Source organism: Natrinema hispanicum, assembly GCF_004217335.1.
GTDB lineage: Archaea > Halobacteriota > Halobacteria > Halobacteriales > Natrialbaceae > Natrinema > Natrinema hispanicum.
In genome coordinates this window covers 247726-269889 of record NZ_SHMP01000005.1, presented here as the reverse complement: position 1 = coordinate 269889, position 22164 = coordinate 247726, and the positions used below count along the sequence as shown (strand labels likewise).

The 22164-nt window shown below is 60.9% G+C and carries 22 protein-coding genes and 1 pseudogene; 11 read left to right on the top strand and 12 right to left on the bottom strand.

Translation table 11 applies throughout. The annotated features are described in order from the left end of the window. Positions 1-6: 6 nt before the first annotated feature. On the bottom strand, positions 7-900 hold the full coding sequence (locus BDK88_RS13460; protein ID WP_130500870.1) for a universal stress protein: 894 nt from the start codon (positions 898-900) through the stop codon (positions 7-9). A 72-nt stretch (positions 901-972) separates the two neighbouring features. Further along, entirely contained in the window at positions 973-2217 is a 1245-nt protein-coding gene (locus BDK88_RS13455; protein ID WP_130500869.1) for a glycosyltransferase, read from the bottom strand. A gap of 142 nt (positions 2218-2359) precedes the next feature. Between BDK88_RS13455 and gap the strand changes: the two genes are divergently transcribed. Together gap and BDK88_RS13445 are read left to right on the top strand one after the other, a co-directional pair. After that, positions 2360-3433 carry a type I glyceraldehyde-3-phosphate dehydrogenase gene (gene gap, locus BDK88_RS13450; protein ID WP_130500868.1) on the top strand — a complete coding sequence of 358 codons (1074 nt, stop codon included), beginning with the start codon at positions 2360-2362 and terminating at the stop codon, positions 3431-3433. A gap of 80 nt (positions 3434-3513) precedes the next feature. After that, on the top strand, positions 3514-4494 hold the full coding sequence (locus BDK88_RS13445) for a sugar phosphate nucleotidyltransferase (RefSeq protein WP_130500867.1): 981 nt from the start codon (positions 3514-3516) through the stop codon (positions 4492-4494). A 98-nt stretch (positions 4495-4592) separates the two neighbouring features. On the opposite strand, the gene BDK88_RS13440 is transcribed toward BDK88_RS13445, so the two are convergent. Both BDK88_RS13440 and BDK88_RS13435 read right to left on the bottom strand, forming a co-directional pair. Then, positions 4593-4820 carry a hypothetical protein gene (locus BDK88_RS13440; protein WP_130500866.1) on the bottom strand — a complete coding sequence of 76 codons (228 nt, stop codon included), beginning with the start codon at positions 4818-4820 and terminating at the stop codon, positions 4593-4595. A 23-nt stretch (positions 4821-4843) separates the two neighbouring features. After that, positions 4844-6016, bottom strand: a complete 1173-nt coding sequence (locus BDK88_RS13435; RefSeq protein WP_130500865.1) for a hypothetical protein — start codon at positions 6014-6016, stop codon at positions 4844-4846. 276 nt (positions 6017-6292) lie between these two features. Between BDK88_RS13435 and BDK88_RS13430 the strand changes: the two genes are divergently transcribed. Together BDK88_RS13430 and BDK88_RS13425 are read left to right on the top strand one after the other, a co-directional pair. Further along, on the top strand, positions 6293-6643 hold the full coding sequence (locus BDK88_RS13430; protein WP_130500864.1) for a DUF5658 family protein: 351 nt from the start codon (positions 6293-6295) through the stop codon (positions 6641-6643). Between the two features lie 145 nt (positions 6644-6788). Further along, positions 6789-7016 carry a hypothetical protein gene (locus BDK88_RS13425; protein WP_130500863.1) on the top strand — a complete coding sequence of 76 codons (228 nt, stop codon included), beginning with the start codon at positions 6789-6791 and terminating at the stop codon, positions 7014-7016. Positions 7017-7164: 148 nt separating this feature from the next. Here BDK88_RS13425 and BDK88_RS13420 read toward each other — a convergent pair whose 3' ends face one another. Beyond that, entirely contained in the window at positions 7165-8451 is a 1287-nt protein-coding gene (locus tag BDK88_RS13420; RefSeq protein WP_008009794.1) for a Cdc6/Cdc18 family protein, read from the bottom strand. Between the two features lie 1002 nt (positions 8452-9453). On the opposite strand from BDK88_RS13420, the gene BDK88_RS13415 reads away from it, so the two are divergent. After that, positions 9454-10710, top strand: coding sequence for a Glu/Leu/Phe/Val family dehydrogenase (locus tag BDK88_RS13415; protein ID WP_130500862.1), 1257 nt, complete (start codon positions 9454-9456; stop codon positions 10708-10710). A 109-nt stretch (positions 10711-10819) separates the two neighbouring features. Beyond that, positions 10820-11611, top strand: coding sequence for a DUF6517 family protein (locus tag BDK88_RS13410; protein WP_130500861.1), 792 nt, complete (start codon positions 10820-10822; stop codon positions 11609-11611). 24 nt (positions 11612-11635) lie between these two features. On the opposite strand, the gene BDK88_RS13405 is transcribed toward BDK88_RS13410, so the two are convergent. Then, entirely contained in the window at positions 11636-12781 is a 1146-nt protein-coding gene (locus tag BDK88_RS13405) for a DUF7544 domain-containing protein (RefSeq protein ID WP_130500860.1), read from the bottom strand. A gap of 273 nt (positions 12782-13054) precedes the next feature. On the opposite strand from BDK88_RS13405, the gene BDK88_RS13400 reads away from it, so the two are divergent. Both BDK88_RS13400 and BDK88_RS13395 read left to right on the top strand, forming a co-directional pair. Continuing rightward, positions 13055-13864: an RIO1 family regulatory kinase/ATPase domain-containing protein gene (locus BDK88_RS13400; protein WP_130501053.1), complete on the top strand. Its 810-nt coding sequence runs from the start codon at positions 13055-13057 to the stop codon at positions 13862-13864. 212 nt (positions 13865-14076) lie between these two features. Then, positions 14077-15717, top strand: a complete 1641-nt coding sequence (locus tag BDK88_RS13395) for an aldehyde dehydrogenase family protein (protein WP_130500859.1) — start codon at positions 14077-14079, stop codon at positions 15715-15717. Positions 15718-15859: 142 nt separating this feature from the next. Here BDK88_RS13395 and BDK88_RS21810 read toward each other — a convergent pair whose 3' ends face one another. Next, on the bottom strand, positions 15860-16444 hold the full coding sequence (locus tag BDK88_RS21810; RefSeq protein WP_242611672.1) for a hypothetical protein: 585 nt from the start codon (positions 16442-16444) through the stop codon (positions 15860-15862). 55 nt (positions 16445-16499) lie between these two features. Between BDK88_RS21810 and BDK88_RS13385 the strand changes: the two are divergent. After that, a pseudogene (locus BDK88_RS13385) lies at positions 16500-16903 on the top strand (integrase core domain-containing protein); the annotation flags it as partial. Positions 16904-17105: 202 nt separating this feature from the next. After that, positions 17106-18296, top strand: coding sequence for a bifunctional sugar-1-phosphate nucleotidylyltransferase/acetyltransferase (gene glmU, locus BDK88_RS13380; RefSeq protein WP_130500858.1), 1191 nt, complete (start codon positions 17106-17108; stop codon positions 18294-18296). 333 nt (positions 18297-18629) lie between these two features. Here the strand turns inward: glmU and BDK88_RS13375 are convergent, their stop codons facing one another. From BDK88_RS13375 to BDK88_RS21235, 4 genes are all read right to left on the bottom strand, one after another. Next, a complete protein-coding gene (locus tag BDK88_RS13375) occupies positions 18630-19475 on the bottom strand; it encodes a carbon-nitrogen family hydrolase (protein WP_130500857.1) in 846 nt (281 codons plus the stop codon). 27 nt (positions 19476-19502) lie between these two features. Beyond that, positions 19503-19937: an SRPBCC family protein gene (locus BDK88_RS13370; protein ID WP_130500856.1), complete on the bottom strand. Its 435-nt coding sequence runs from the start codon at positions 19935-19937 to the stop codon at positions 19503-19505. Positions 19938-20045: 108 nt separating this feature from the next. Then, complete coding sequence (locus BDK88_RS13365) at positions 20046-20270, bottom strand: DUF7123 family protein (RefSeq protein WP_008009774.1); 225 nt, start codon at positions 20268-20270, stop codon at positions 20046-20048. Positions 20271-20376: 106 nt separating this feature from the next. Continuing rightward, complete coding sequence (locus tag BDK88_RS21235; protein WP_165396967.1) at positions 20377-20553, bottom strand: DUF7525 family protein; 177 nt, start codon at positions 20551-20553, stop codon at positions 20377-20379. A gap of 132 nt (positions 20554-20685) precedes the next feature. On the opposite strand from BDK88_RS21235, the gene BDK88_RS13360 reads away from it, so the two are divergent. Next, on the top strand, positions 20686-21057 hold the full coding sequence (locus tag BDK88_RS13360; RefSeq protein WP_130500855.1) for a hypothetical protein: 372 nt from the start codon (positions 20686-20688) through the stop codon (positions 21055-21057). A 60-nt stretch (positions 21058-21117) separates the two neighbouring features. Here the strand turns inward: BDK88_RS13360 and BDK88_RS13355 are convergent, their stop codons facing one another. Next, entirely contained in the window at positions 21118-22149 is a 1032-nt protein-coding gene (locus tag BDK88_RS13355) for a phosphate signaling complex PhoU family protein (RefSeq protein ID WP_130500854.1), read from the bottom strand. Positions 22150-22164: the final 15 nt, after the last annotated feature.

Sequence of the window (22164 nt, the reverse complement as noted above, 5' to 3'; positions counted from 1 at the left end):
ACGACATCACGGCGATTCGGCGCTCACCGGCACGCAAAACACCGGGACATCCGTCTGACGGGCGACGTTTTCGGTGACGCTCCCGAGGAACCACTGTCCGATCCCCGTCCAGCCGTGGGTTCCCATGACGATCAGGTCGACATCGTGCTCGCTCGCGTACGCGGTGATCTCGACCACGGGGGAGCCGGTCACGATCGAGTCGGAGACGCTCACGGCAGCCTCCTCGCCGCGTTCTCGTACTGCATCGATCGCTTCTTCGCCGCTCTGCTCGAGAGCGTCGAGGACCTCGTCACGCTCTCGTGTGTCGATGAACGGACTCGTATCGATCGAGTAGAGTGTGTGGACCGACGACTCGAGCCGGGCCGCGAGTGCGATTCCCCACTCGGTCGCGATCGCCGCTCCGTCGCTACCGTCCGTAGGCAAGAGCAGTCGGTCGAAGCGGACGTCGTCGATCCCGGCTTCGACGGCGTTTGGGGGGACGGCGAGGACGGGTTTTCGTGCCGTTCGGAGGACGTTCTCGGTGACGCTCCCGAGGAAGACATTGTCGAGGTCCGTGTGGCCTTTCGTCCCCATCGCGATGACGTCGATCTCACGCCGGTTGGCATACTCCCTGATCGACTGAAACGGCGTCCCCTCTCTGACCCTCGTCGTGACGTCGAGGTCGTCGTCGTACGCCGCAGCCAGCCCTGCGATTTCCTCGACTGCTTCCGTGGCCCGCTCCTCGAGCGGTGGCTGTTCTACCTCGTCGAAATCCGCAATCGAGAGTCGGGGTTTGACGACCGACAGGACGTGGAGGTCCGCAGCCGTCAGCGATGCGAGCGCGATTCCGCGTTTCGCACCTGCAAGCGCCCCATCGCTGCCGTCGGTCGGTATCAGTATCGATTCGATGAACCGGCTCATTGGAGAGTCCTGTATTGCTTCACCGACTCGGTGGTTAATTGTATGGGGGTGGGTGGCTGGGAGGCGTCGCTATTAGCTGTCACGGTTGAGCGTCTCGGCGAAAACCTCGAGGAGATCGACGAGCTGCCGAGGGAGCAAGAACCGTTTGCGAACGTGTTCGTGGGCGTTCGCGCCGAACGCAGTTCGGCGCTCGTCGTCTTCAAGGAGCGCGACGATCCGGTCGCCGGCGGCTGCCGTGTCGTCCGGCTCGACGAGGTAGCCGTTTCGGCCGTCCTCGACCTGCAGCGGGATCCCGCCAACCGTCGATCCGACGACCGGCGTACGCTTCCAGAGTGCCTCCGAGACGACGATTCCGAACCCCTCGCGCAGGGATTTCTGGACGACAACGTCCGATAGCCGCTGGAGGGCATTCACCGTCGTGTCTGGGAGATCCGTCAGGACGTGGACGTTCGGATCGTCGACCGCCTCGCCGGCGACCTGCTCGTACAGCACCAGCCCCTCCGGATCGTCGCCAGCCATCCCACCAGCAAGCACCAACTGGAGCTCCGGGATGTGCTCCCGGGCACGCCGATACGCCTCGAGCGTTCCGAACTGATCCTTCCAGGGATCGAAACGCGACACCTGCGTTATGACTGGCGCGTCGAACGAGAGCGGATCCAGTCGGTCCTGTTCGGTCGCCAACTCTTCCTCGTCGAGTGATCGGTTCTTCGCCGTTACCGGATCGATCGACGGGTAGACGATGCTCGTCTCCAGACCGTCGATCGCTGCCGCGTACGCAGAGCGGCTGAAAATCCCGTGATCGATCCACTCTGCGTACGCCGAGACGAACGCACGGTACTCCGCAACCGGGTCGGTGAGATCGACGTGACACCGCCAGACGATCGGCGCATCCGGAAACCGCTCCGTGAGCCGCTCGAGCATGCCGAGTGGCTGTGGATCGTGAGCGACGACGAGATCGTATTCGTCCTCGATCTCGGCTGCGTTCCGTGCTGTCACCGCTTGATAAGTTGCTTTCATCTCGTCGGTCAGCGGCTCGCCGCTCCCCTGGAGACCGTTGTGGACTGCCTTCGTGACCTCGAAGAAGTCGTCAGCAGCGTCCATGACGAGCCAGTCGGTGTCGATACCGAGATCGTTGCAGACCGGCACGATCGAACGGAGCAGTTCCGCGACCCCGCCGCCGGTCGCCGTCGAATTGACGTGGAGGACCCGGACGTCCGAAAGCGCCTCGGCGATCGAACGAAGTCGCTCGAGGCGGTCGCGTTCCGTCACACCGGCGTACGCGTCGATCGAGCGGTTCGGTAACGAGGGAGCGTGCATCGTCCGTACCCGTTCTGACGACGACGACGCTCGTATCAGTTGGGGATGTCTTCGGAGCTGAACAGTAGTTAGAAGCCCCGTAACTCTCGATTCTTGACGTTCCGAGGGGAACAAATTTACCCCGACGTGGTGACATCCAATCATGAGATTTGCTACCAATAGCGGCGGTTCAGGAGGCGAGGAACCGCTTCGGATCGGGCTCAACGGCTTCGGACGAGTCGGCCGGAGCCTCCTGCGTGCGTCACTGACCCACGACGATGTCGACATCGTGGCGATCAACGACGTGATGGACGACGACGACATGGCGTATCTGCTCCGATACGACTCGGTCCACGGCCGGCTCGATGGGGTGTCCCGTCGCGGCGACACCCTCTTGATCAATGATCAGGAGTTCCAGCTTCTCTCCGAGCACGAGCCGTCGGAGATTCCTTGGGACGACCTCGAGGTCGACGTCGCCGTCGAAGCGACCGGGCTGTTCCGGACCCGCGACGAGGCCGCCCAGCACCTCGAGGCCGGTGCCGACACGGTGATCATCTCGGCACCGCCGAAAGGCGAGACGGAGGTCCCGATGTTCGTCTACGGCGTCAACCACGAGGAGTACGACGGGGACGACGTCATCTCGAACGCCTCCTGTACGACGAACTCCGTCGCACCGGTTCTGCAGGTCCTCGACGACGAGTTCAACGTCGTCTCCGGCCTCCTGATGACCGTCCACGCCTACACCGGCAGTCAGGGTCTCGTGGACGGCCCGATGGACAAACGACGGCGCGGCCGTGCCGCCGCCGAGAACATCGTCCCGACGACGACCGGAGCCGCGGGCGCGACAAGCAAGGTCCTGCCCGCCTTCGAAGGGAAACTCGAGGGGATGGCGATGCGGGTTCCAGTTCCGAACGGCTCGATCACCGACATCACCGTCAACATCGAAGAGGAGATCGAGCGAGACGACGTACTCGACGCGATCCGAGCAGCGGCCGATGGGAGGCTGGCCGGCGTCCTCGGCTACACCGACGACGAGATCGTCTCACGCGACATCGTCGGCCTGCCGTTTGCCTCGTACGTCGATCTCGAGTCTGTGATGGTCGCGGCCAACGATACGGTGAAAGTGCTGGCCTGGTACGACAACGAGTACGGCTTCTCGAATCAGTTGCTCGAACTCGCAAAGCACGTCGCGAGAGAATCAGAGAACATCGACGCCGGACGGACCGTCGTCCACTGACGGAACCGAGACACGTGAGCCCCAGCACTCCACCATGACCATGTTTCGACCCATCGACGTACTCGAAGGCAATCACTGAGATGACTGGACCCACTACAGCCGTCGTCCTGGCCGGCGGCTACGCGACCCGACTGTGGCCGATCACGCGGTATCGACCCAAGATGTTCCTTCCGCTCGGTGAGACGACCGTTATCGATCGGATCTACGCCGAACTCGAGGGCATCGATCGGATCGACGAGGTCTATGTGAGTACGAACGAACGGTTCGCCGCCGATTTCGAGGCCCACCTCGAGGACACGGCATACGACAAGCCCCGTCTGTCTGTCGAGGAAACGACACACGAGGACGAGAAACTCGGCGTCGTCGGGGCGCTCGCGCAGTTGATCGACCGGGAAGGGCTCGACGAGGAGCTGCTGGTGATCGCGGGGGACAACCGCTTCGACTTCGCCATCGAGGACTTCCTCCACTATTTCGACCGACGAGATGGGCCGGCGATCGCCGCCTACGACGTCGGCTCCCGAGAGCGGGCAACGTCATACGGCGTGATCGAACTGGACGACGAGCGTGTCGTCGACTTTCAGGAAAAGCCCGCCGAACCGGAGAGTTCCCTCGTCTCGATCGGCTGCTATGCGTTCCCCCGGGAGACGCTGTCACTGTTCACCCCATACCTCGACGCGGGGAACGATCCGGACGAACCCGGCTGGTTCGTCCAGTGGCTCCAGGACCGGGAATCGACCTACGCCTACACATTCGAAACCGCGTGGTTCGACATCGGCACCAGGGAGAGCTACCTCGACGCCGTTTCTTGGTCTCTCGACGGCGACTCGCTGATCGCCGATTCGGCGACCGTTCGGGAGAGCGCCATCGGCGATGACGTCCACGTGATGCCAGGTGCGACCCTTATTGACGCTGACGTCGAACGGTCGGTGATCTTCCCGGACGCGGACCTCGAGTCGACGACCGTTCGCGACTCTCTCGTCGATGAAGGAGCCAGAATCAGCGGCTTCGACCTCGAGCGCGCCCTGATCGGTGCCTACACTCGGATTCCGGACGATCGGTGAGGGTCGAGGTCCCAGTTATGACTTCTGGGGACTGCTCTTTCCGCGTCACCGTCGGCGGTCGTCGACGCCTGCCTTCAACAGCGAGAGAGTCCCGCCGTTCACGACCAGCCGCTTGTGATCGACACGTAGACGCCGACGCCGAGTAGCAGTGCTCCGTAAAACGCCCAGCGTGGCCAGGCGGTCTCGAGGAACAACACCGTCAGAAACAGGACCCACAGCGAAATGACGAGGACGTCACCGAGCACTCGGAGGGTGCCGCTTGTGACGGCGCTGAACGTGGGTCGAGCACGGTCGGTTCGTGAACTGCGGGGGGGATCGTTACTCATGTGAATGTGTGGTCAGCCGGTGGTTAGAAGTGATAGCCGTGTTGTTCTGTCAGTCGATAGGCACTGACGCCCCAGACGTAGCTTTGGCCGGGCCACCACGTCCGGGCGTTGTTAAAGCCCGCAATGAGGACATCGTTGTCGTCACCGTCGGGGTCGCGGTGATAGCTCACGGAGCCGCTGTCGCCGTCCGTGAGATCCATTTCGCCACCCCAGCGAATCTGTCCACGGCGACAGAAGTCATCGGTAAAGCAGGTCACTGCGTCGATCCCCTGAATCTTTCCAGTCGTATGACCAGTCAGTGCGCCGACTTTCTCGAGTTCGGCGTCCTGTGCGACGAGCGTCGCGAGGCCGAACTTGGTGAACTGGCCGCGAACCCGGGGTCGTGACGGTGCGTCGATGCGGCTCGCGGGTTCGATCTCACCAGTGGGTTCGATGGCCGCAACGTCCTCGATAGGATGGTAGTCGGCGACGGTTCCCACCTCGACCGTGTCACTGTCCTCGCGTGGAAGCAGCAGGGTCCCGTCGGTCGCGTCGTGATTTTCCATGAACGCGTGCTCGGCCGTCACGAAGAACCGTCGCTTCCCATCGGGATGATACAGCGCCGGGCCGAGCGTCGCCATACTCGAGGGGGTTTCGCAGGCGACGCCGCTGGGGACCCGTTCGTTCACAAGCGCGTCGACGAGCTGGGGCTCTCGGTGTACCGGCCCGTTCTGGATCTCGTCGACATCGATGATCGTCTCCGAATTGAGATCGATGCCCTCTGCGAATTCGTTGACCATCTCGGGGATCGAGTGGCCGTCGCTCGAGAGGCCGACGGAGATGGAAGCGGTCCCACTTTTCTGGTCGCCGGGGACGACTGCGCTGCCGAGATAGCCGGTAAAGCCGAGTTGGGCCAGCCGCTCGTTTACTTCGAGGGCCTCCTTGACCGCGGCGTACCACTCGGCGGGGACCGTTCGCGTTCGTTTCTGGATCGACCACGGATCGGCAGGATCGTCCCTGACGAGCGCGGTGACGACGGGGACCTCGTCGTCGTCAGCTGCGAGAAAGTCGTCGACACCGAGCCAGGCGGCCATTCCAACGGCGTAGCCGCCGCTGACGAGCGTTCGCAGGAACGCACGCCGGTCCATTCCCTGCTCGAGCCGGTCTCGAAGCATCGCGAGTCGGTGGGCTGATTGTTCAGTCTCTGTCTCCGGCATGTCGAACTCCTGCCAGCGCTGGCTCCCGTTTCGCCACTGTCTCCCGCCGCGAAACGGTGTCGGTAACCGTCGAATTGAACGTCGAAATCGACAAAAGGGGTTCTGCCTGCAGGTGCCGCGGGGGACGAGTTCGATCGGTAGCACCCCGTTTCGAGCTGTTAGACGTGGTTACTGTGACCTGCCACCACGCTACGCCTGTCATAACAATACCTCGCGTGATGGAATCGGCGCGTGCTCCCGGTGGCACGATGCTGGTTCGACTCCGGCGGGGAGGCTATGAGGTCCGAGGGCGCGGTTCCATATCGCCACCTGCCGGGTGATGTCACACCCGGGACGCTCGAGCGACTGCTCTGGGTCGTCGTCGTGCTTGCCCTGATTGCGGACGTCGCGACGACGTTCGTCGGCCTTGAACTGGGGCTCTCCGAGTCGAACCCGGCTGCACGTGGCGCGATCGAGGGCTACGGAATGGCCGGTATGCTCGCCCTGAAGGCGGTTGCAGTCACCGTCGGCTTCGTCTGTCGGCCGCTTCTCGAGCGGCCATATCGCCCGATCGTCCCGGTCGGACTCGCGGTGCCGTGGCTGGTGGCTGCGGCCCTAAATGCCTACATAATTTTGACCGTTCTCTAGACGACAGTCACACAGAGAGACTATGTGAAAAGTTCGTTGTCAAATTTCATTATAGCGCTGTCACACTCCCTTAGAGACGCGTTCGATCCATCACGAACGATCGTGTCGCACAATCCCTATTTCGCTCGAGTGGCTAGCCAGCGTAATGACAACGCCTCCAACACACGACGATTCGCCACCCCCTCTCGAAACGCAAAAGACGGTCCTCTTCTGTCCGGACTGTGGCCACCGAAGTCCGATCACCGGCGACTGGGATGTCACGACGACCGGCGGCGAACGATTGCTCGTCTGTACTGACTGTGGGTCCGTTATCGACCGCCGCTCAGTCCGCCGGTCAGATTCCATCGAAACACCAGAAGGCCTGCCGACATGATCACGTCACTGTCGGTTGTCCAGCACTGACACTCATAGCGTTTGCCCCTGTCGATCGGCCGGTCTCACGGGCACCCACACCCCTCGTTCAGAGTGAAATGCGATTCGAGCGAGGAGGGGGTCGCAGCAAATATCAGAAAGCAGACGATTCACGAAAAGGAATCGAGATCGAGCTCTCGGTTCGTCGCCGACGGGCTGGTTTCGTGGAGTTGGTCGTACGTCGGGAGTTCCTCGAGCGAGGAATCGCGCCGAACGGCCTTGACGATGTGTTTCGGATCGGTAACGAGCCGATGCAGGAGATAACTTCCCTGTGATCGGCCGCCGCCAGTCTTCTCGGACTCGATAACGCCGAGAAACGCCTGTTCTTTGAGTTGGCGATAGAGTCCGTTTTCGGTGATCGGATCGTTCGCGACCAGTTCACAGATCCCGACGTAGCGCTCGTAGATCTCCCGTGTCTTGTACGTCTCTCGTCCGCCCGTAATGATGCGGCTCGCGAGCGCGTAGAGGGCGAGTTTCGCGTGGACGGTTGCCCCGCTTGTGAGTTCTTCGATCCGGTTAATCTCGGCAACCTCCTGTGCTTGCTTGATGTGGGCTTCGGAGACAGTCTCACTGCCGGTCCGGCGTGCGAGTTCGCCGGCCTCTTTGAGGATTTCGATCGCCTTCCGGGCGTCGCCGTGTTTCTTGGCCGCGAGGGCTGCACAGAGTTCGATCGTCCCACCTTCCAAGACCTCCGGCTGGAACGCGTCCTCACGATTGCGCATGATTTCACGGAGTTGCGAGGCGTCGTAGGGATGAAAGAACAGTTCGCGGTGGCCGAAACTACTGTCGATCCGTTCGTCGAGGGTCTCCCGATACTGGACCTTGTTACTGATCCCGATGACGCCAATGTAGGTGTCGGTCTTCTGTGCCTCACGCGCACGCGAGAGTTGCATTAATATATTGCTGTTGTCCAGTTTGTCGATCTCGTCTAAAATGACGATGACCGCGTCGAAACAATCCTCGAGAATCTCCCAGATGTGCTGGTAATACTCCATCGTCCCGACGCCCCGAAGCGGGATGTTTTGCTGATACCCAGTCTGCTCTTTCAAATTGAGCGCCAACTGTCGCGTGGCGCGGGTCTCAGTGTTCGCTTCCGAACAGTCGACATAGAGCACGGCACAGTCGATCTCATTGCTTCGGGCGGCGTCTTGGGCTCGAGTCGCAACGTGCCGGGAGATGAGACTCTTTCCGGTACCGGTTTTGCCGTAGATCATGACGTTGTTCGGCGGATCACCGCGTGTGATCGCCCCGACCTCGGCGGCAACGGATTGGATCTCGTCGTCACGCCCGACGATCCGGTCCTCGTCCGGGACGTGGCCGACATGGAGGAGTTCCTTCCGATTAAAGATAGGATCGTGAGATCGGAAAAGTGGGTCCCCACTGGTCTGCTCAGCCATAGTTCCGTTCTGGAAGACAGTACGTATAAATCTATGGAAGGTAGTTCAGACTGATAGACTTGGCGTAGAGAATCTGTATCTATTGTTTGGTGGCTTGTATGAGGAGTATCCAACAGACCGGATGCAGACTGAACACCGAAACGCACAATCGACTCTGTTCCGATCGCCAACTCGATTGGAGACGTAACCGCAGTACGGCCTCATGCTGACCCACCCTCCCCTCGTTCAGACTGAAACCGACAGAGATGTGATGGGCAAACCTCCGCGATGAGAACATCAGCGGCAAACGATTTCATAACTCAAATGATCTACGTATTGTCATTATATAATGTGTTTAATGTACACTTATATTATATAGTCTATACTAGTCTGTCTAGATATAGTATTGAATGTTACGGTAGAGGCAATATCTAGCCACTCAATTACGAGCTCCGGCCGAAATCCGAGAAGTCCGATTTTACCGCAGTAAAACGGGGTTTAACCGATCGAATCGAACCGATCACGATACCCCTCCCCACCCCTTTGATCCGTTTTCACTCTGAATAGGGGGTGTGGGTCCCGTCACTTCCCATATCCGATCGGTCCCGCACAGACCAGACGGACACCCGATTCAGAGTGAACGTCTGCTGCCTCAACAGGACGCCGTTTCACTCTGAAATGAGGGGTGTGAACGATCAACAGTCTTCCATCGGTCCTCCAGTCACGCCGAATTCGTCTCCGCTTGCCCGCTCGATCGGCCTTTCACTCTGAAAGAGGGGTGTCTCTCATCGAAACGGACCGTCGTCACTGCTCTCGGCCATTCTCGAAGACATAGAGAGTCAACCGCCTTCCAAAACCGATGTAATCGAACTGTACCATCCGATTGCTATTCGGGACGACTGCTTACTTCGTCAGTCTCGCTCTTGCCAATATATAATTATCTTTCAATCCCTTATATTGTCTTTTATGCACTATGAGGAGCATTCGCCACGTTTATTTTGATTACCTCGGAAGCTACTGTCAATGTCAGACGAAGCCAACCCGTTCGAAAGTCTGCAAGCGCAGATTGACGAGGCTGCAGCGTACCTCGATGTCAGCGACGACGTGATCGAGCGGCTCAAACACCCCGAGCGCGTTCTCGAGACGAACCTGACGATCGAGCGTGACGACGGCGAACTCGAGCGCTTCAAGGCGTTCCGTTCGCAGTTCAACGGCGACCGTGGCCCGTACAAGGGCGGTATCCGCTATCACCCAGGCGTCTCCCGCGACGAGGTCAAAGCGCTGTCCGGCTGGATGACCTACAAGACGTCGATCGTCGACATCCCGCTCGGCGGCGGCAAGGGTGGCATCATCATCGACCCCGACGAGTACTCCGAAGCGGAACTCGAGCGACTCACCCGCGCGTTCGCGAAGGAACTGACGCCGATGATCGGCGAGGACCGCGACGTCCCCGCGCCTGACGTGAACACGGGCCAGCGGGAGATGAACTGGATCAAAGACACCTACGAGACTATCGAGAACACGACCGAGCCCGGCGTCATCACGGGTAAGGCGCTCGACTCGGGCGGCAGCGAGGGTCGCGTCGAAGCAACCGGTCGCTCGACGGTCATCGCCGCACGCGAAGCCTTCGATTACCTCGACAAGGACCTCGAGGGCGCGACTGTGGCCGTCCAGGGCTACGGGAACGCAGGCTGGATCGCAGCCAAGCTGATCGACGAGATGGGCGCGACTGTCGTCGCCGCCAGCGACTCGAGCGGTGGCATCTACAACCCCGACGGCTTCGATCCCGTCGCGGCGAAAGATCACAAGAACGAGACCGGAAGCGTCGTCGGCTTCGCGGGGAGCGAAGAAGAGATCACCAACGAGGACGTGCTCACGCTCGATGTCGACCTGCTGATCCCCGCCGCACTCGAGAACGCAGTCGACGCCGATCTCGCCGAAGACGTGAAGGCAGACGTCATCTCGGAGGCCGCAAACGGGCCGCTCACGCCTGCTGCCGACGAAGTGCTCGAAGGCAAGGACGTCTTCGTTATCCCGGATATTCTCGCGAACGCGGGCGGTGTCACCGTCTCGTACTTCGAGTGGGTCCAGAACCGCCAGCGCTTCGCCTGGTCCGAAGAGCGCGTCAACGAGGAACTCGAAGAGGTCATCGTCGACGCCTTCGATGCACTGGTCGAGACCTACGAGGAACACGACCTCGACAATCCACGGACGGCCACCTACGTCGTCGCGATCCAGCGCGTCGCCGACGCCTTCGAGGAAGCCGGCACCTGGCCCTGAATTCGGGCTCGCTGGTCGCTACGCGAGTTACACGACGATCTTTTTTCGGCTTGACAGACAGTCGTTGTTTCAACAAACACTTAGCGACTGCCGAGGGAGTGGCAGAACGATGAACCGACGAACCGTTCTCGCAGGACTCGGTGTCACTGGACTCGCTAGTCTCTCGGGCTGTCTGGGACTGGTCGGACTGGACAAACACGAGTCGTCACCCGCCGGTGTTACGGCCGCCGCTCGCGAGGAGACAGGCTACGAACAGACCGCCATCGAACCGCTCACCGTCGAACGGGAGGTCGGGCCGACGAACGAGGCTGTGACCGTCACCAACTACATGACCACCCACGAGAAGGCAGTGGACATGGGACTACTGGGCAGGCAACGCGGTGCCGTCTTCAACGTCTTGACGACCCCGCAGGTCTCGATTCTCGGTCGTGAACTCAACCCCATCAAGGAGATGTCGACACAGGAACTCGTCACGCTCGTCAGACAGAACTACGACGGGATTGGGAACATCGAGCATCAAGCCGATACCGACGTTACGCTTCTCGATCAGTCAACGACGCAGTCGCGGTTTACTGCCGACGCGGAATTCAGCGGCCAAGATGTCTCGGTCAACGTCCACATCACCGAAGCCGTCGAAGCCAACGAGGACCTGCTCGTGACCATCGGCGTCTACCCCGAGTACATCCAGCGATTTGAGGAGTCGAACATTACGGCCCTCACGGAAGCGGTGACGACCGATGTCGACGAGAACCCCTCGAGTGCTGGCTCCGATTCCGACCCGAGCGATACCGAAAGCATCACCGATTCCACGAGCGTTGACGAACTCAATAACACGACGAGTGTTAATGGAACCGTCAACGTGAGCGTCAAAACCGAAAGCGGCGACGACCTCCTCGGCTAATCCTGCCGAGTGGTGGCCGGTCCCCTATTTCCAGCGGTCATCTTCGTCGTCTCCGTCGTCCCAGCCGTTCGAGTCCCCCCAGCCGGTATCGTCGTCCCGATCGCTCGAGTCGGTGTCGTTCCCGTTCTGGGACTCATCGCGTCCCCATGGATCGGACGTGTCGCCTTGTCCGTAATCGCCCCCGTCAGGACCATCGCTGTCCGTGTTCCAGCCACCGCCTGGCTCGTCGGTTCGGTCGGGACCGCCGCCCCGAACCGCCGCTCGCTGGTCGGGGATCAGATCGAGGTCTGTGTCCGTGTCACCAAGCACCAATAGCGCGTAGTAACGGAGGTAGGTGACGATCGGGACCTGGATCAGCAGCACACCCAGCAGAATCACTGGGAGGCCGAGTAGGAGCACGAGAATGCCGAGAACCGGGATGAGTAAGAGGAGCAGAAACGGGATCAGCAGAATGACAAAGAGGATACCAGTCACGAAGGTAAACACCAGCTGTAGGACCCAGACGAGCAGGAGATAGACGACGTACTCGGTCCAGTGTCCTCGCAGCGTCGGCCAGAACCGCTTCCAAGCAGCGACGACGCCGAGATTGTGCTTGAGCATCGTCGGCGCGACGAAGACGGTTGTGAGCCGATCGACGATGGCGAAGGCGATGCCGATCGGAATCGCAAGGAGGACCAGCAGGCCGATCAGCCCTAGCGAGACGGTTTCAGACGTCGAGAAGACGATCGCAAGCACGGGGACACCGAGCAAAACGAGACCGACGAGTCCGAGTGCGACGCGAAAGCCGAAGAGTCGGGTGCCATGGCCGACGTTGCGTTTCGTGTACCGGCGGACGTGGACCTCGCCCGAACGCAGCGACTCGAGGAGCGTAAATTCGAACAGCGAGCCGACGAAGAGAAAGGTGAGTCCGACGACGAGGACGACGGCCACGACCGCGATCACGACCGGTAGTACCTCTCCAACGTTGACGCTTGTCCCTAGGTCGGCCCCTGGTCCTGGTGTCGGCTCGCCACCGAAGCCACCGCCGCCGAACGACGTCGGTGACCCGAAGCCAGCACCGCCGACAAAGAACACGAGGAGTGCCAACTTGAGCCACATCCAGAGCCGAACCGGCGTTAGGAACTCTCGGGTCACGTCGATCGCGTCACTCAGGTCGTCGATCGCAAACATCGTTGTCAATTACGGGTTGCTCGAGTGATAGTATTGTTGCTCTGTTATAATATCAGTCACAGACTATCACGACATACTAGATGGCATACCAGCTGTGCGACGAGTAGCGTCGGTACAGGAGCGATTCTCACCGTGATCCGATCTCAGTCACTGCTTTCGTGATGGCCGCTGCCTCGACCTCGAGTTTTGTCAGCATGTGATTCCAAGACAAGGGACACGTTTCGTTGGTAATAGGTCGAGACGCATTTAACGTCGACAGCCGTGATGAGTGATATGGACATCCGCCGGCTCGCACGAGGAACCGTCGAGTGGAGCCGCATCGAGCGCGTCGTTCAGACGCTGGCGGACCGCTACGACCGCGAGTGCGTTCGCGTCGAGTTCCTCGAGGCCGACAACTGGCTCTCGACGCCGTGTGTAATCGACGACGAGTGGTTCGTCAAGATCGTCTCCCGGCAAAACGCGCTGGTGCATGCGGTGTTGACGACCGGTCGGAACGTCGGCGCGTTCTCCTCGGGCACTGAGGGGTTTTTCGACCGGTTCGACACCCCCCGAGAGATGGTCGAACACGAGCACGAGGCGACCGAGCGGATGCGCGAAATCGGCGTCAACGCCCCACGACCGATCGACGCCTTCGAGGTCAACGGGCTGGGCGTACTCGTCCTTGAGTACCTTCCCGAATTCGAATCGCTCGATGACGTCTCCGACGCCGTGATCGCCGACCGGGCAGCGGAACTGTTCGAGATGCTATCGAGTCTGCACGAACACGGACTCGCCCACGGCGACCTGCGAGCCGAAAACATCCTCCTTAGCGATGGTGAGTTCTACTTCATCGACGCGACCAGCGTTCACGACGATCGCGCCGACGAGACGACGGCATACGATCTGGCCTGTGCGCTGGCCGTCCTCGAGCCCCGGATCGGCCCGCGTAAGGCCGTCGACGCGGCAACAACGGCCTACGCCCCCTCGACACTGCTCTCGGCGCGGGCGTTTCTCGATTTCGTCCGGCTGCGTCCCGACCACGAATTCGATTCGACGACACTCCGGAGCGAACTCGAGAAGGCAGCGGATCTCAGCAGTGGATAAGCGTCGGTTAGCCGAAGACAACCGTCGCGCTCGTGGCCAACCGACTGCTGATCGCCGGTGACCAGGGAGAACAGTCGTATTCATCCCATCTGTCTACTGAATTGATCGTATAACTGCACGAATCGATGCACACGGCATCATGAATTCGGCACATAGTTCGGTATATGTGAACAACCATCAGGACTTTCACCGCACGCGCCGTTCTCTCTGGTATGAGCCAGCAAGCCACAGAACAGGTACACGGACACTACATCGGTGGCGAGTGGACTACCGGGGACGAATCGACGTTCGAGAGTGAAAACCCCGCGACCGGCGAGACGCTGGCAACCTTCCAGCGCGGAACCGAGGCCGACGTCGATGCGGCACTCGAGGCCGCCGAATCGGCCGTCGACGAGTGGCGTGACCTGTCGTATATCGACCGCGCCGAGTATCTGTGGGACATCTACCACGAACTGCGCGACCGCCACGAGGAACTCGGCGAGATCGTCACGAAGGAGTGTGGCAAGGAGATCTCAGAAGGAAAAGCCGACGTGACCGAGGCCTGGCATATGGTCGAGTGGGCGGCGGGAAACGCACGCCACCCCCACGGCGACGTGGTCCCTTCCGAGGTCGCGGGCAAAGACTCCTATATGCGGCGCAAACCGCGGGGTGTCGTCGGCTGTATCACGCCGTGGAACTTCCCGGTCGCGATCCCCTTCTGGCACATGGCCATCGCCCTAGTCGAGGGTAACACGGTCGTCTGGAAGCCCGCCGAACAGACCCCATGGTGTGGCCAGATCGTCGCCGAGATGTTCGAAGACGCGGGGATTCCCGACGGCGTCTTCAACATGATTCAGGGTTTCGGCGACGCCGGCGCGGCCATCACCGACGACGAGCGCGTCGACACAGTCCTCTTTACCGGCTCGGCCGAAGTCGGCCACGAAATCGCCGACAAAGTCGGCGGCGAGCCCGGCAAGCTCGCCGCCTGCGAGATGGGTGGCAAGAACGGGATCGTGATCACCGAACACGCCGACATGGACACTGCGATTCATGCGGCGATCATGTCCTCGTTCAAAACCACCGGCCAGCGCTGCGTCTCGAGCGAGCGACTGATCGTCCACGAAGACGTCTACGACGAGTTCAAAGCTCGATTCGTCGACGTCGCCGAGAACATCGCGGTCGGCGATCCGCTCGCAGAAGACACGTTCATGGGACCGGCGATCGAGGCCGACCACGTCGAGAAGATCCGGAGCTACAACGACCTCGCACGCGAGGAGGGTGCAAACGTTCTCGTCGACCGCTTCGAACTCGAGGACAGCGAGATCCCCGACGGTCACGAGGGTGGGGCGGCTACTGCCGTCCCAGAATCGCAACGCGATTCTGTGGGCACATCAGAAGCACACCGTGCTTCTGAGGACGCCGATGGTGAGCGGAGCGGCAGCTACGCGAACGGCCACTGGGTCGGCCCGTTCGTCTACGAGATCGATTACGACCCCGACCTACGCTGTCTGAACGAGGAGTGTTTCGGTCCCCACGTCGCCGTCCTCGAGTATTCGGGTGACATCGAACGCGCAGTCGAGATGCACAACGCCACCCCCTACGGACTGGCGGGCGCGATCATCTCGGAGGACTACCGCCAGCTCAACTACTTCCGGGATCACGCCGAGGTGGGCCTCGCCTACGCGAACCTGCCGTGTATCGGCGCGGAGGTGCAACTGCCCTTCGGCGGCATCAAGAAGTCTGGCAACGGCTACCCGAGCGCCCGCGAGGCCATCGAAGCCGTCACCGAGCGCACCGCGTGGACGATGAACAACGCCGAGGAGATCGAAATGGCACAGGGACTGTCGGCCGATATCAAGACTTCCGAGGACTGAGACAGTCTGTTGGAAGGCACTGCCTAGTTAGGCCGATTTGAGAAGAGAGCAGGTCGTAAAGTTGGTTTCGATCAATACTCACAGACCTGCTTAGCGAGAGCTACGCGGCAGAATTTGGTGCTACTATAAGTGCCTCTGACGGTCAGTTATCGAGTTCGGGGTACGTTAACTGGAGCGCTCCATTGAGTGTGTAGTTACTTTCGAGGATGTCACTACTTGTGAGTTCGATCGTCGTGTGAATATTGAGCTTGGTGGCGGTTTCTGCTACCGGCTTGACGATCAGGTTGAGGATACTGATAGACTCGTCTGCAAGGTCATCCAAATCAGAGACCTCTATGACTGTTCCGAGAGTACGGTCAGGAGTGTAGAGTGCCACTGAGGGCGGTGGCGAACGATCACCTTCTACTGGCGAGACGAGAGCGACCTTCGGGGGCGATTCTCTCGCTACTTCAGGCATCCATATTCTGAATGTAATGGACGTCACAACCGTCCCTTCGCGGTGCCAAATTTCGATTGGTGCATCGATTATCCCAGAGTCAACACGGCCATTTACCCCAAATTTCCCGACTTCCTCGTTGGTGGTCGCGAAGATGAGCGTCTTTCGCCTGCTGGAGTCTGCATGAACGGTCGGGTCAGAGAGCGTCTGTTCACTTCTTATTGCGCTACACCCCGCCGTTGCGACGACTCCAGTACTACATACTGCTGCGAGACACTCACGCCTATTCACACTGCTGCCAACCCTACGATTAGTGAATTGCTTTTTGATATTCAATGGCCTTCGGCACAGCGAGTGGTTTTGGTTGCATGCTGCAATAGATCTGGAGACGAAACTAATCTCCGATATCGCGTTGGGTGGTCGGATGGACCGATCCGGCGGCTACGGTCTCCATTGTCTTGAGGAGAAACAAGATCTATCCGAGGCTGAGTTTCTCGTCGATCAATTTGGCTATCGGACTGCCCTCTTTCGGTTAGAATTGAGCGGTCGGGCCAACTATACTAAACGAAACCTCATCGAAAAGTGGTTTCATACCTTCAAAATGCGGATCGACTGCTTCCATAATACGTGGGTGGGGAGAGTCAATCGAGTGCCCGTGCGTAGCTTGAACAGTTCGTGCATTACTACAACTGTCAGAGACCACATCAAGTTCTCGACGGAAAGACGCCGATTGAGGTGGTGCAGAACTAGACCGTACCTGTTGTACGATTTGCCGATGCAACCGCGACCGTCCTGCGGTTGCGGAAATTACTTACACCAGTCCGTACGACTGACTCGAGCCTCGCGAGGGGACCCTCGTTCCGACCCCCCGTCCTATCAACGGACCGGCCCCCTCTCAGTTCCCACCGGCAAACGAACCGCTTATCCGACGATTCATGGAAGGGGCCAGTACATGAAGGCAGTCGTCCTCGCTGCAGGCCAGGGTACGCGCATGCGACCGCTCTCCGAATCGATTCCGAAGCCGATGCTGCCGGTCGCCGACCGCCCGCTTGCGGCCCATACCGTCGATGCGGCGATCGACGCCGGTGCAACCGAAGTCGTGCTGGTAATCGGCTACGAGGCCGAGACGGTCCGGGAGTACTTCGGTCCCGAATACCGCGGCGTGCCGATCTCGTATGCGATCCAGGAAGAACAGGCCGGGACCGCCGACGCCGTCAACGCCGCCCGCGACCATCTCGAGGGGCCCTTTGCCGTCCTCAACGGTGACAACCTCTACGATCCGGCCGCGATCGACCGGCTGTTCGACGCCTGTCCGGCCATCTGTGCGATCGAAGTCGCCGACCCGAGCAACTACGGCGTTCTCAGCACCGAACCCGGGCAGGATGGCTCCGTGACGGGGATCGTCGAGAAACCAGCCGATCCGCCGACGAATCTCGCCAACGCGGGGGCCTACGCCTTCCCAGCCAAAGCCCGCGAGTGGCTCGAGGTCCCCGAAAGCGAACGTGGTGAACGCGAGATCACCGACGTCGTCGCGCAGGTGATCGACGAGTACGATGTCACGCCCGTCACCCTCGAGCGGTGGCTCGACGTTGGCCGCCCGTGGGAACTGCTCGAGGCAAACGAGTGGAAACTCGCAGATCTCGAGCGCCGCGTCGACGGCGATGTCAGCGAGGACGCCACGCTCGAAGGCGCAGTCGTCGTCGAGGAGGGTGCGACGGTCGAACCCGGCGTCGTGATCGAGGGACCGGCGCTGATCCGCGAGGGTGCAGAGGTCGGACCGAACGCCTACGTCCGTGGTGCGACGCTCATCGAAGCCGACGCCGAAGTCGGCCACGCCGTCGAGATCAAAAACAGCGTCATCTCTCGGGGGACGTCGGTCAGTCACCTCTCCTACGTCGGTGACAGCGTCCTCGGCCGGAACGTCAACTTCGGCGCGGGGACGAACGTCGCGAACCTGCGCCACGACGACGACGACATCCGGTTTACCGTCAAAGGCGAGCGCGTCTCGACCGACCGGCGGAAGTTCGGCGTCGTCGCCGGCGACGGGGCCAAAACCGGGATTAACACCAGCCTTACGCCTGGCCTGAAGCTCACGACCGGTGCAACGACCATGCCCGGCGAAACCGTCGAGCGGGACCGATAGCCACAGTCACTCGAGATCGAGTCTGCTCGCCGAATCCGGCTCTCGGGAGAGTTCGATCTCCGCGACGGCGGCTTTCCGTTTTAGCTACCGCAGTGAGCGAAACGAAGCGGCGAAAGGTGGGATGTAGAGGCGAAAGGTGGACGCGGAAGACGAGGAGACGGGAGTGCGCTCGGTCCCGGGATCCGAGCGCATGCGACGGGCCGGAGCGACGCGCAGTGCCGGTTTCGACGTGAAAAGCGTCTGTGCCGGCATCCGTACCGAAGGCGTGCCCAACCAAAAAGTCAGCGGTCGAGTCGCCACTCATCGCCAGCGACACGTGGTGATGCTGTCGGCCTACAACCGGCGATCCCGAAGCGCCGGGAAGTCCGCGCGGACGTCTGCGACCGTTTCCGGGTCCACGGTGGCCGTCACCAGCGTTGGCCCGTCGCCGCTCGAGGCCAGCGTGACGCCCCACGGGTCGTAGACGGTCGAGCGACCCAGCAACGTGGCAGCCTCGAATTCGCCGGCTCCGTTGATCGCAGCGACGTAACACTGGTTTTCGATCGCACGCGCCCGCGACAGCGTCTGCCAGTGTTCGATGCGGGGATAGGGCCACGCACTCGGAACGAGTATCAGCTCGGCACCGGCATCGACCAGCTGCCGGTAGAGTTCCGGGAATCGGAGATCGTAACAGGTCGTCACGCCGACGGTCACGCCGCCGATCGTCGCCGTCTCGAGTCGCTCGCCGGGAACGAGCAGTTCCGACTCCGCGGACTCGTAGCCAAACAGGTGGTGTTTCCGGTAGACGAGTTGGCGAGTACCGTCGGCGTCGAACAGCACTGCGGTATTCGCCAGACCCTCGTCGGCGGGTGTCTCGACTGCATCGGTCGCCGCCAGATCCTCGACGATAGTTCCCGCGAGGACGGCGATATCGTAGTCGATCGCGGCCTGCTGTAGCCGGGTGACAGTCTCGCCGGTGATCGGTTCGGCATCACGCGCGTAGCAATCGAACGCGAAGTACCCTACGTTGAACAGTTCCGGCAGGGCGACCAGATCCACACCGCGAGCGGCGGCCCGTTCGACCGCCTCGAGTGCGCGATCGACGTTCGCCTCGACGTGGCCGGCCTCGATCTCGAGCTGTGCGAGCGCGATCGTCAGCCCCTCCGCAGATACCTCGCTTGCAGCGTTCGGGGGAGTCATTGTCACACCATCTCTGTTCGAGTACCGTTACTGTGTCGTCTGTAGGTCTCGCTCGAGTGCGCGCCGGAGGTTCTCGAGTTCCGAATCGAGGTTGCGCTTGAAGAACTTCTCGACGCCGGGGAGTTTGCCGTCGACGACGAAGTGATTCTCGAGCCGAGTACCGTCATCGGTGGCGACGATCTCGTGTTCGCCAGTGACGCGCATCACTTTCGATTTGCCGACGAATTTGACGTACTCTGGCGGTCGGCGCGTGACGTCTTCGGTGTCGACCCTGACGGTTCTGCGAACGAGGGGTATCGGCAGCGAGACCTGCCACGTCACGCGCCGTCCCTCTTGGTCTTCGACCGTGTACGTCTCGACGACGCTGATGGCTTGCGCCCGGTTTGCCGGATCAGCGATAAACTCCCAGACGCGTTCCGGCGACGCCGCCACGTCGAACGACCGATTGACCCGTACAGTCATGCCCGTACGTGTGGCGTAGACGGATAAAAATCCGTGGACCGGCGGGCGACCGCCCCATCGATGATGGCAGCCGACATCGGGGCTGGTCTGCAAGCGGTGGCGAGACGCTTAGCTAATGGTGACTCGCCAGGTCGTCGAGCGGGCGCGACCCCATTTCTCGATATCGACGTCGTCCGTTTTCTCCGCGAGATGTGGCAGCCGAGCGCCTACTTGCTTCGACGAGAGTCCGATCGCGTCCGCAATGTTTTTGGCTCGGAAGTATTGCTCGCCGCGAGCGGCGCTCTCGCGGAGGTACGAGATGATTCGCCGCTCTTCGTCGGAGTAGTCGTTCATCGTCCGTACATGGTACTAGGTGTTCGTCGGTCTTAACTCTTAACGGCCCGAACGGCACGGAGCCAACGCTGCGTGCTGTTCGACCCGTCGGTGTACCCTCGAGTCGTCAGGAGAGGTGAATACCGACGACCGCCAGCGAGCTAAAGAGCACGGCCCCTGCGAATCCCCAGGCCGCCGTCACGTCCGGTGCACCAACGAGCATGACCAGAGCGCCGATCACTGCGAGTGCGCCCAGTGCGAGCCCCAGTCCGATACCCTTGTCCGTCTCGGTTTGCGTAGCCATGCTCGGGCGTTGTGTGTGGGGTCTCTTAACTTCACTCATTGCTGAGCGAGTTTCATCGTCAATGCCTGCCCGCGAGCACCGCGTATCGCAGAGCGACACCTTCTTTTTGAAAAATGTTGTGGGACTTATGTAATGAAGGGGAACAGTAACCCCCAATACGGATTGAAATTGGGATTGGGAACCCTGCTTGCTGGAATCGGCGTGGTGACTGCACTCGAGACCAACGCAGGGCTCGAGTCGGTCTCCGTTCTTTGGCTCGGGCTCAGCGCCGGGTTCGGTCTCGTTGCGGCAGTTGCGGATGCTGTCGAACCACTCCGGCGCGCGCTCGAGCGTGGTCTGCCGTTGATAACTGGCAGCGCAGTCTTCGTGGTCTTTGCCATCATGGTGGTCGATCCTCCACTCTCGCTCCTGCTCGGGGCCCTGTTCGGTCTCAGTGGAGGAGTCATCGTAGGGTCGATCGGGGCGAGTGTGCTGAAGCCGACCGTTCAGCAGTGCAAAGAGTGATCTGTGGCTTCACCCGACTGCAGAAAGTTGCCGGAAGCCCCGACACACCTGCCGGCCCGACTACTTGATCGTGGTGTGTTCGGATTCCTCGTTGAGCGCGAGGTTCGCCGCGATTTCTGCGTTTCGCATCGCATACTGGGCGGTTTGCTGGAGGCTGACGAGCACTTCACGGACGCGAAGCAGATCCTCGTTTGGCATCTCCGGGAGTTCGGCCAGGATTTCCTGTTCTTGATTGGCGATCTCGTGGAACAGCTTCCGGACCTCGTTGGATTTGTTGTAATCGCGTTCGACGGCTGCCTCGACAGCTCGAGAGGTGATTTCGTCGACCATCTCGTTCAGTTCGCGAATCTCACGCATCACCGAGCTGTCGACGTTTAACGTGTGGCCTTCGGTCTCCATGACGATATCGCCGATGTCCTCGGCGTTGTCCGCCGTGAGCTCGAGGTTCTTCGCGATCGAGCGGTAGCCGATCAGCGGGAAACCGCTGTTCAGCCCAACCGCTCGCGCGAGATTCGGGTTCTGGTAGGCCGTAAAGATCAGGCGCAACAGGAGCACGAAGATCTTGTTCGCCTGTCGTTCTCGGTTTAAGGCGCGCTGGGCCAGATCGGGGTTGCCGTGGGCCAGTGCCTTGATCGACTCGCCGCGCATCGTCTGGCCCGTTCGCTCGAGGCGCTCGAGAAGATTGTCGAGCGTGAAGTCTTCGGGATCGACCGAACAGCGGATCGAGATGCTCTCGGGCGTCTCCTCGATGACGCCAAGCCCCATGAGCTGTGTTTCGGCCTGATAGACCGCGTTGATGTGATCCGAGTCGAGCGCGCCGTCTTCGCGCTCGATGCGGATGATACGCCGTCCGAGCACGTACTGGGCGACGATCGCACGCTCGACAGCGCTTGCGTCTAAGTTGTCGGTGTGGATGATCGCTTCCGTCTCCTCCGTGCTTGCGGACTCGGGCATCACGGTCAGGGTCCCCTTGCCGCTGGTCCGCAACGACACCTCATCGCCCTTCTCGACGTCGTGTTCGGATGCCCACTCCGCTGGAAGGGTCATCGCGAGTGTCGACGGGCCGAGTCGTTGCACTTTCCGCGTTTCCATATCACACCGTAGGCT

What these genes read in the sequence shown, in the direction of transcription:
- BDK88_RS13370 (WP_130500856.1), bottom strand. Translation starts at nt 19,937, where the DNA reads ATGACTGTACGGGTCAATCGGTCGTTCGACGTGGCGGCGTCGCCGGAA.
- BDK88_RS13420 (WP_008009794.1), bottom strand. Translation starts at nt 8,451, where the DNA reads ATGGCTGAGCAGACCAGTGGGGACCCACTTTTCCGATCTCACGATCCT.
- BDK88_RS13355 (WP_130500854.1), bottom strand. Translation starts at nt 22,149, where the DNA reads ATGGAAACGCGGAAAGTGCAACGACTCGGCCCGTCGACACTCGCGATG.
- BDK88_RS13400 (WP_130501053.1), top strand. Translation starts at nt 13,055, where the DNA reads ATGGACATCCGCCGGCTCGCACGAGGAACCGTCGAGTGGAGCCGCATC.
- BDK88_RS21235 (WP_165396967.1), bottom strand. Translation starts at nt 20,553, where the DNA reads ATGGCTACGCAAACCGAGACGGACAAGGGTATCGGACTGGGGCTCGCA.
- glmU (WP_130500858.1), top strand. Translation starts at nt 17,106, where the DNA reads ATGAAGGCAGTCGTCCTCGCTGCAGGCCAGGGTACGCGCATGCGACCG.
- BDK88_RS13410 (WP_130500861.1), top strand. Translation starts at nt 10,820, where the DNA reads ATGAACCGACGAACCGTTCTCGCAGGACTCGGTGTCACTGGACTCGCT.
- BDK88_RS13425 (WP_130500863.1), top strand. Translation starts at nt 6,789, where the DNA reads ATGACAACGCCTCCAACACACGACGATTCGCCACCCCCTCTCGAAACG.
- BDK88_RS13360 (WP_130500855.1), top strand. Translation starts at nt 20,686, where the DNA reads ATGAAGGGGAACAGTAACCCCCAATACGGATTGAAATTGGGATTGGGA.
- BDK88_RS13455 (WP_130500869.1), bottom strand. Translation starts at nt 2,217, where the DNA reads ATGCACGCTCCCTCGTTACCGAACCGCTCGATCGACGCGTACGCCGGT.
- BDK88_RS13445 (WP_130500867.1), top strand. Translation starts at nt 3,514, where the DNA reads ATGACTGGACCCACTACAGCCGTCGTCCTGGCCGGCGGCTACGCGACC.
- BDK88_RS13440 (WP_130500866.1), bottom strand. Translation starts at nt 4,820, where the DNA reads ATGAGTAACGATCCCCCCCGCAGTTCACGAACCGACCGTGCTCGACCC.
- BDK88_RS13395 (WP_130500859.1), top strand. Translation starts at nt 14,077, where the DNA reads ATGAGCCAGCAAGCCACAGAACAGGTACACGGACACTACATCGGTGGC.
- BDK88_RS13430 (WP_130500864.1), top strand. Translation starts at nt 6,293, where the DNA reads ATGAGGTCCGAGGGCGCGGTTCCATATCGCCACCTGCCGGGTGATGTC.
- BDK88_RS13460 (WP_130500870.1), bottom strand. Translation starts at nt 900, where the DNA reads ATGAGCCGGTTCATCGAATCGATACTGATACCGACCGACGGCAGCGAT.
- BDK88_RS13365 (WP_008009774.1), bottom strand. Translation starts at nt 20,270, where the DNA reads ATGAACGACTACTCCGACGAAGAGCGGCGAATCATCTCGTACCTCCGC.
- BDK88_RS13415 (WP_130500862.1), top strand. Translation starts at nt 9,454, where the DNA reads ATGTCAGACGAAGCCAACCCGTTCGAAAGTCTGCAAGCGCAGATTGAC.
- gap (WP_130500868.1), top strand. Translation starts at nt 2,360, where the DNA reads ATGAGATTTGCTACCAATAGCGGCGGTTCAGGAGGCGAGGAACCGCTT.
- BDK88_RS13405 (WP_130500860.1), bottom strand. Translation starts at nt 12,781, where the DNA reads ATGTTTGCGATCGACGACCTGAGTGACGCGATCGACGTGACCCGAGAG.
- BDK88_RS13435 (WP_130500865.1), bottom strand. Translation starts at nt 6,016, where the DNA reads ATGCCGGAGACAGAGACTGAACAATCAGCCCACCGACTCGCGATGCTT.
- BDK88_RS13375 (WP_130500857.1), bottom strand. Translation starts at nt 19,475, where the DNA reads ATGACTCCCCCGAACGCTGCAAGCGAGGTATCTGCGGAGGGGCTGACG.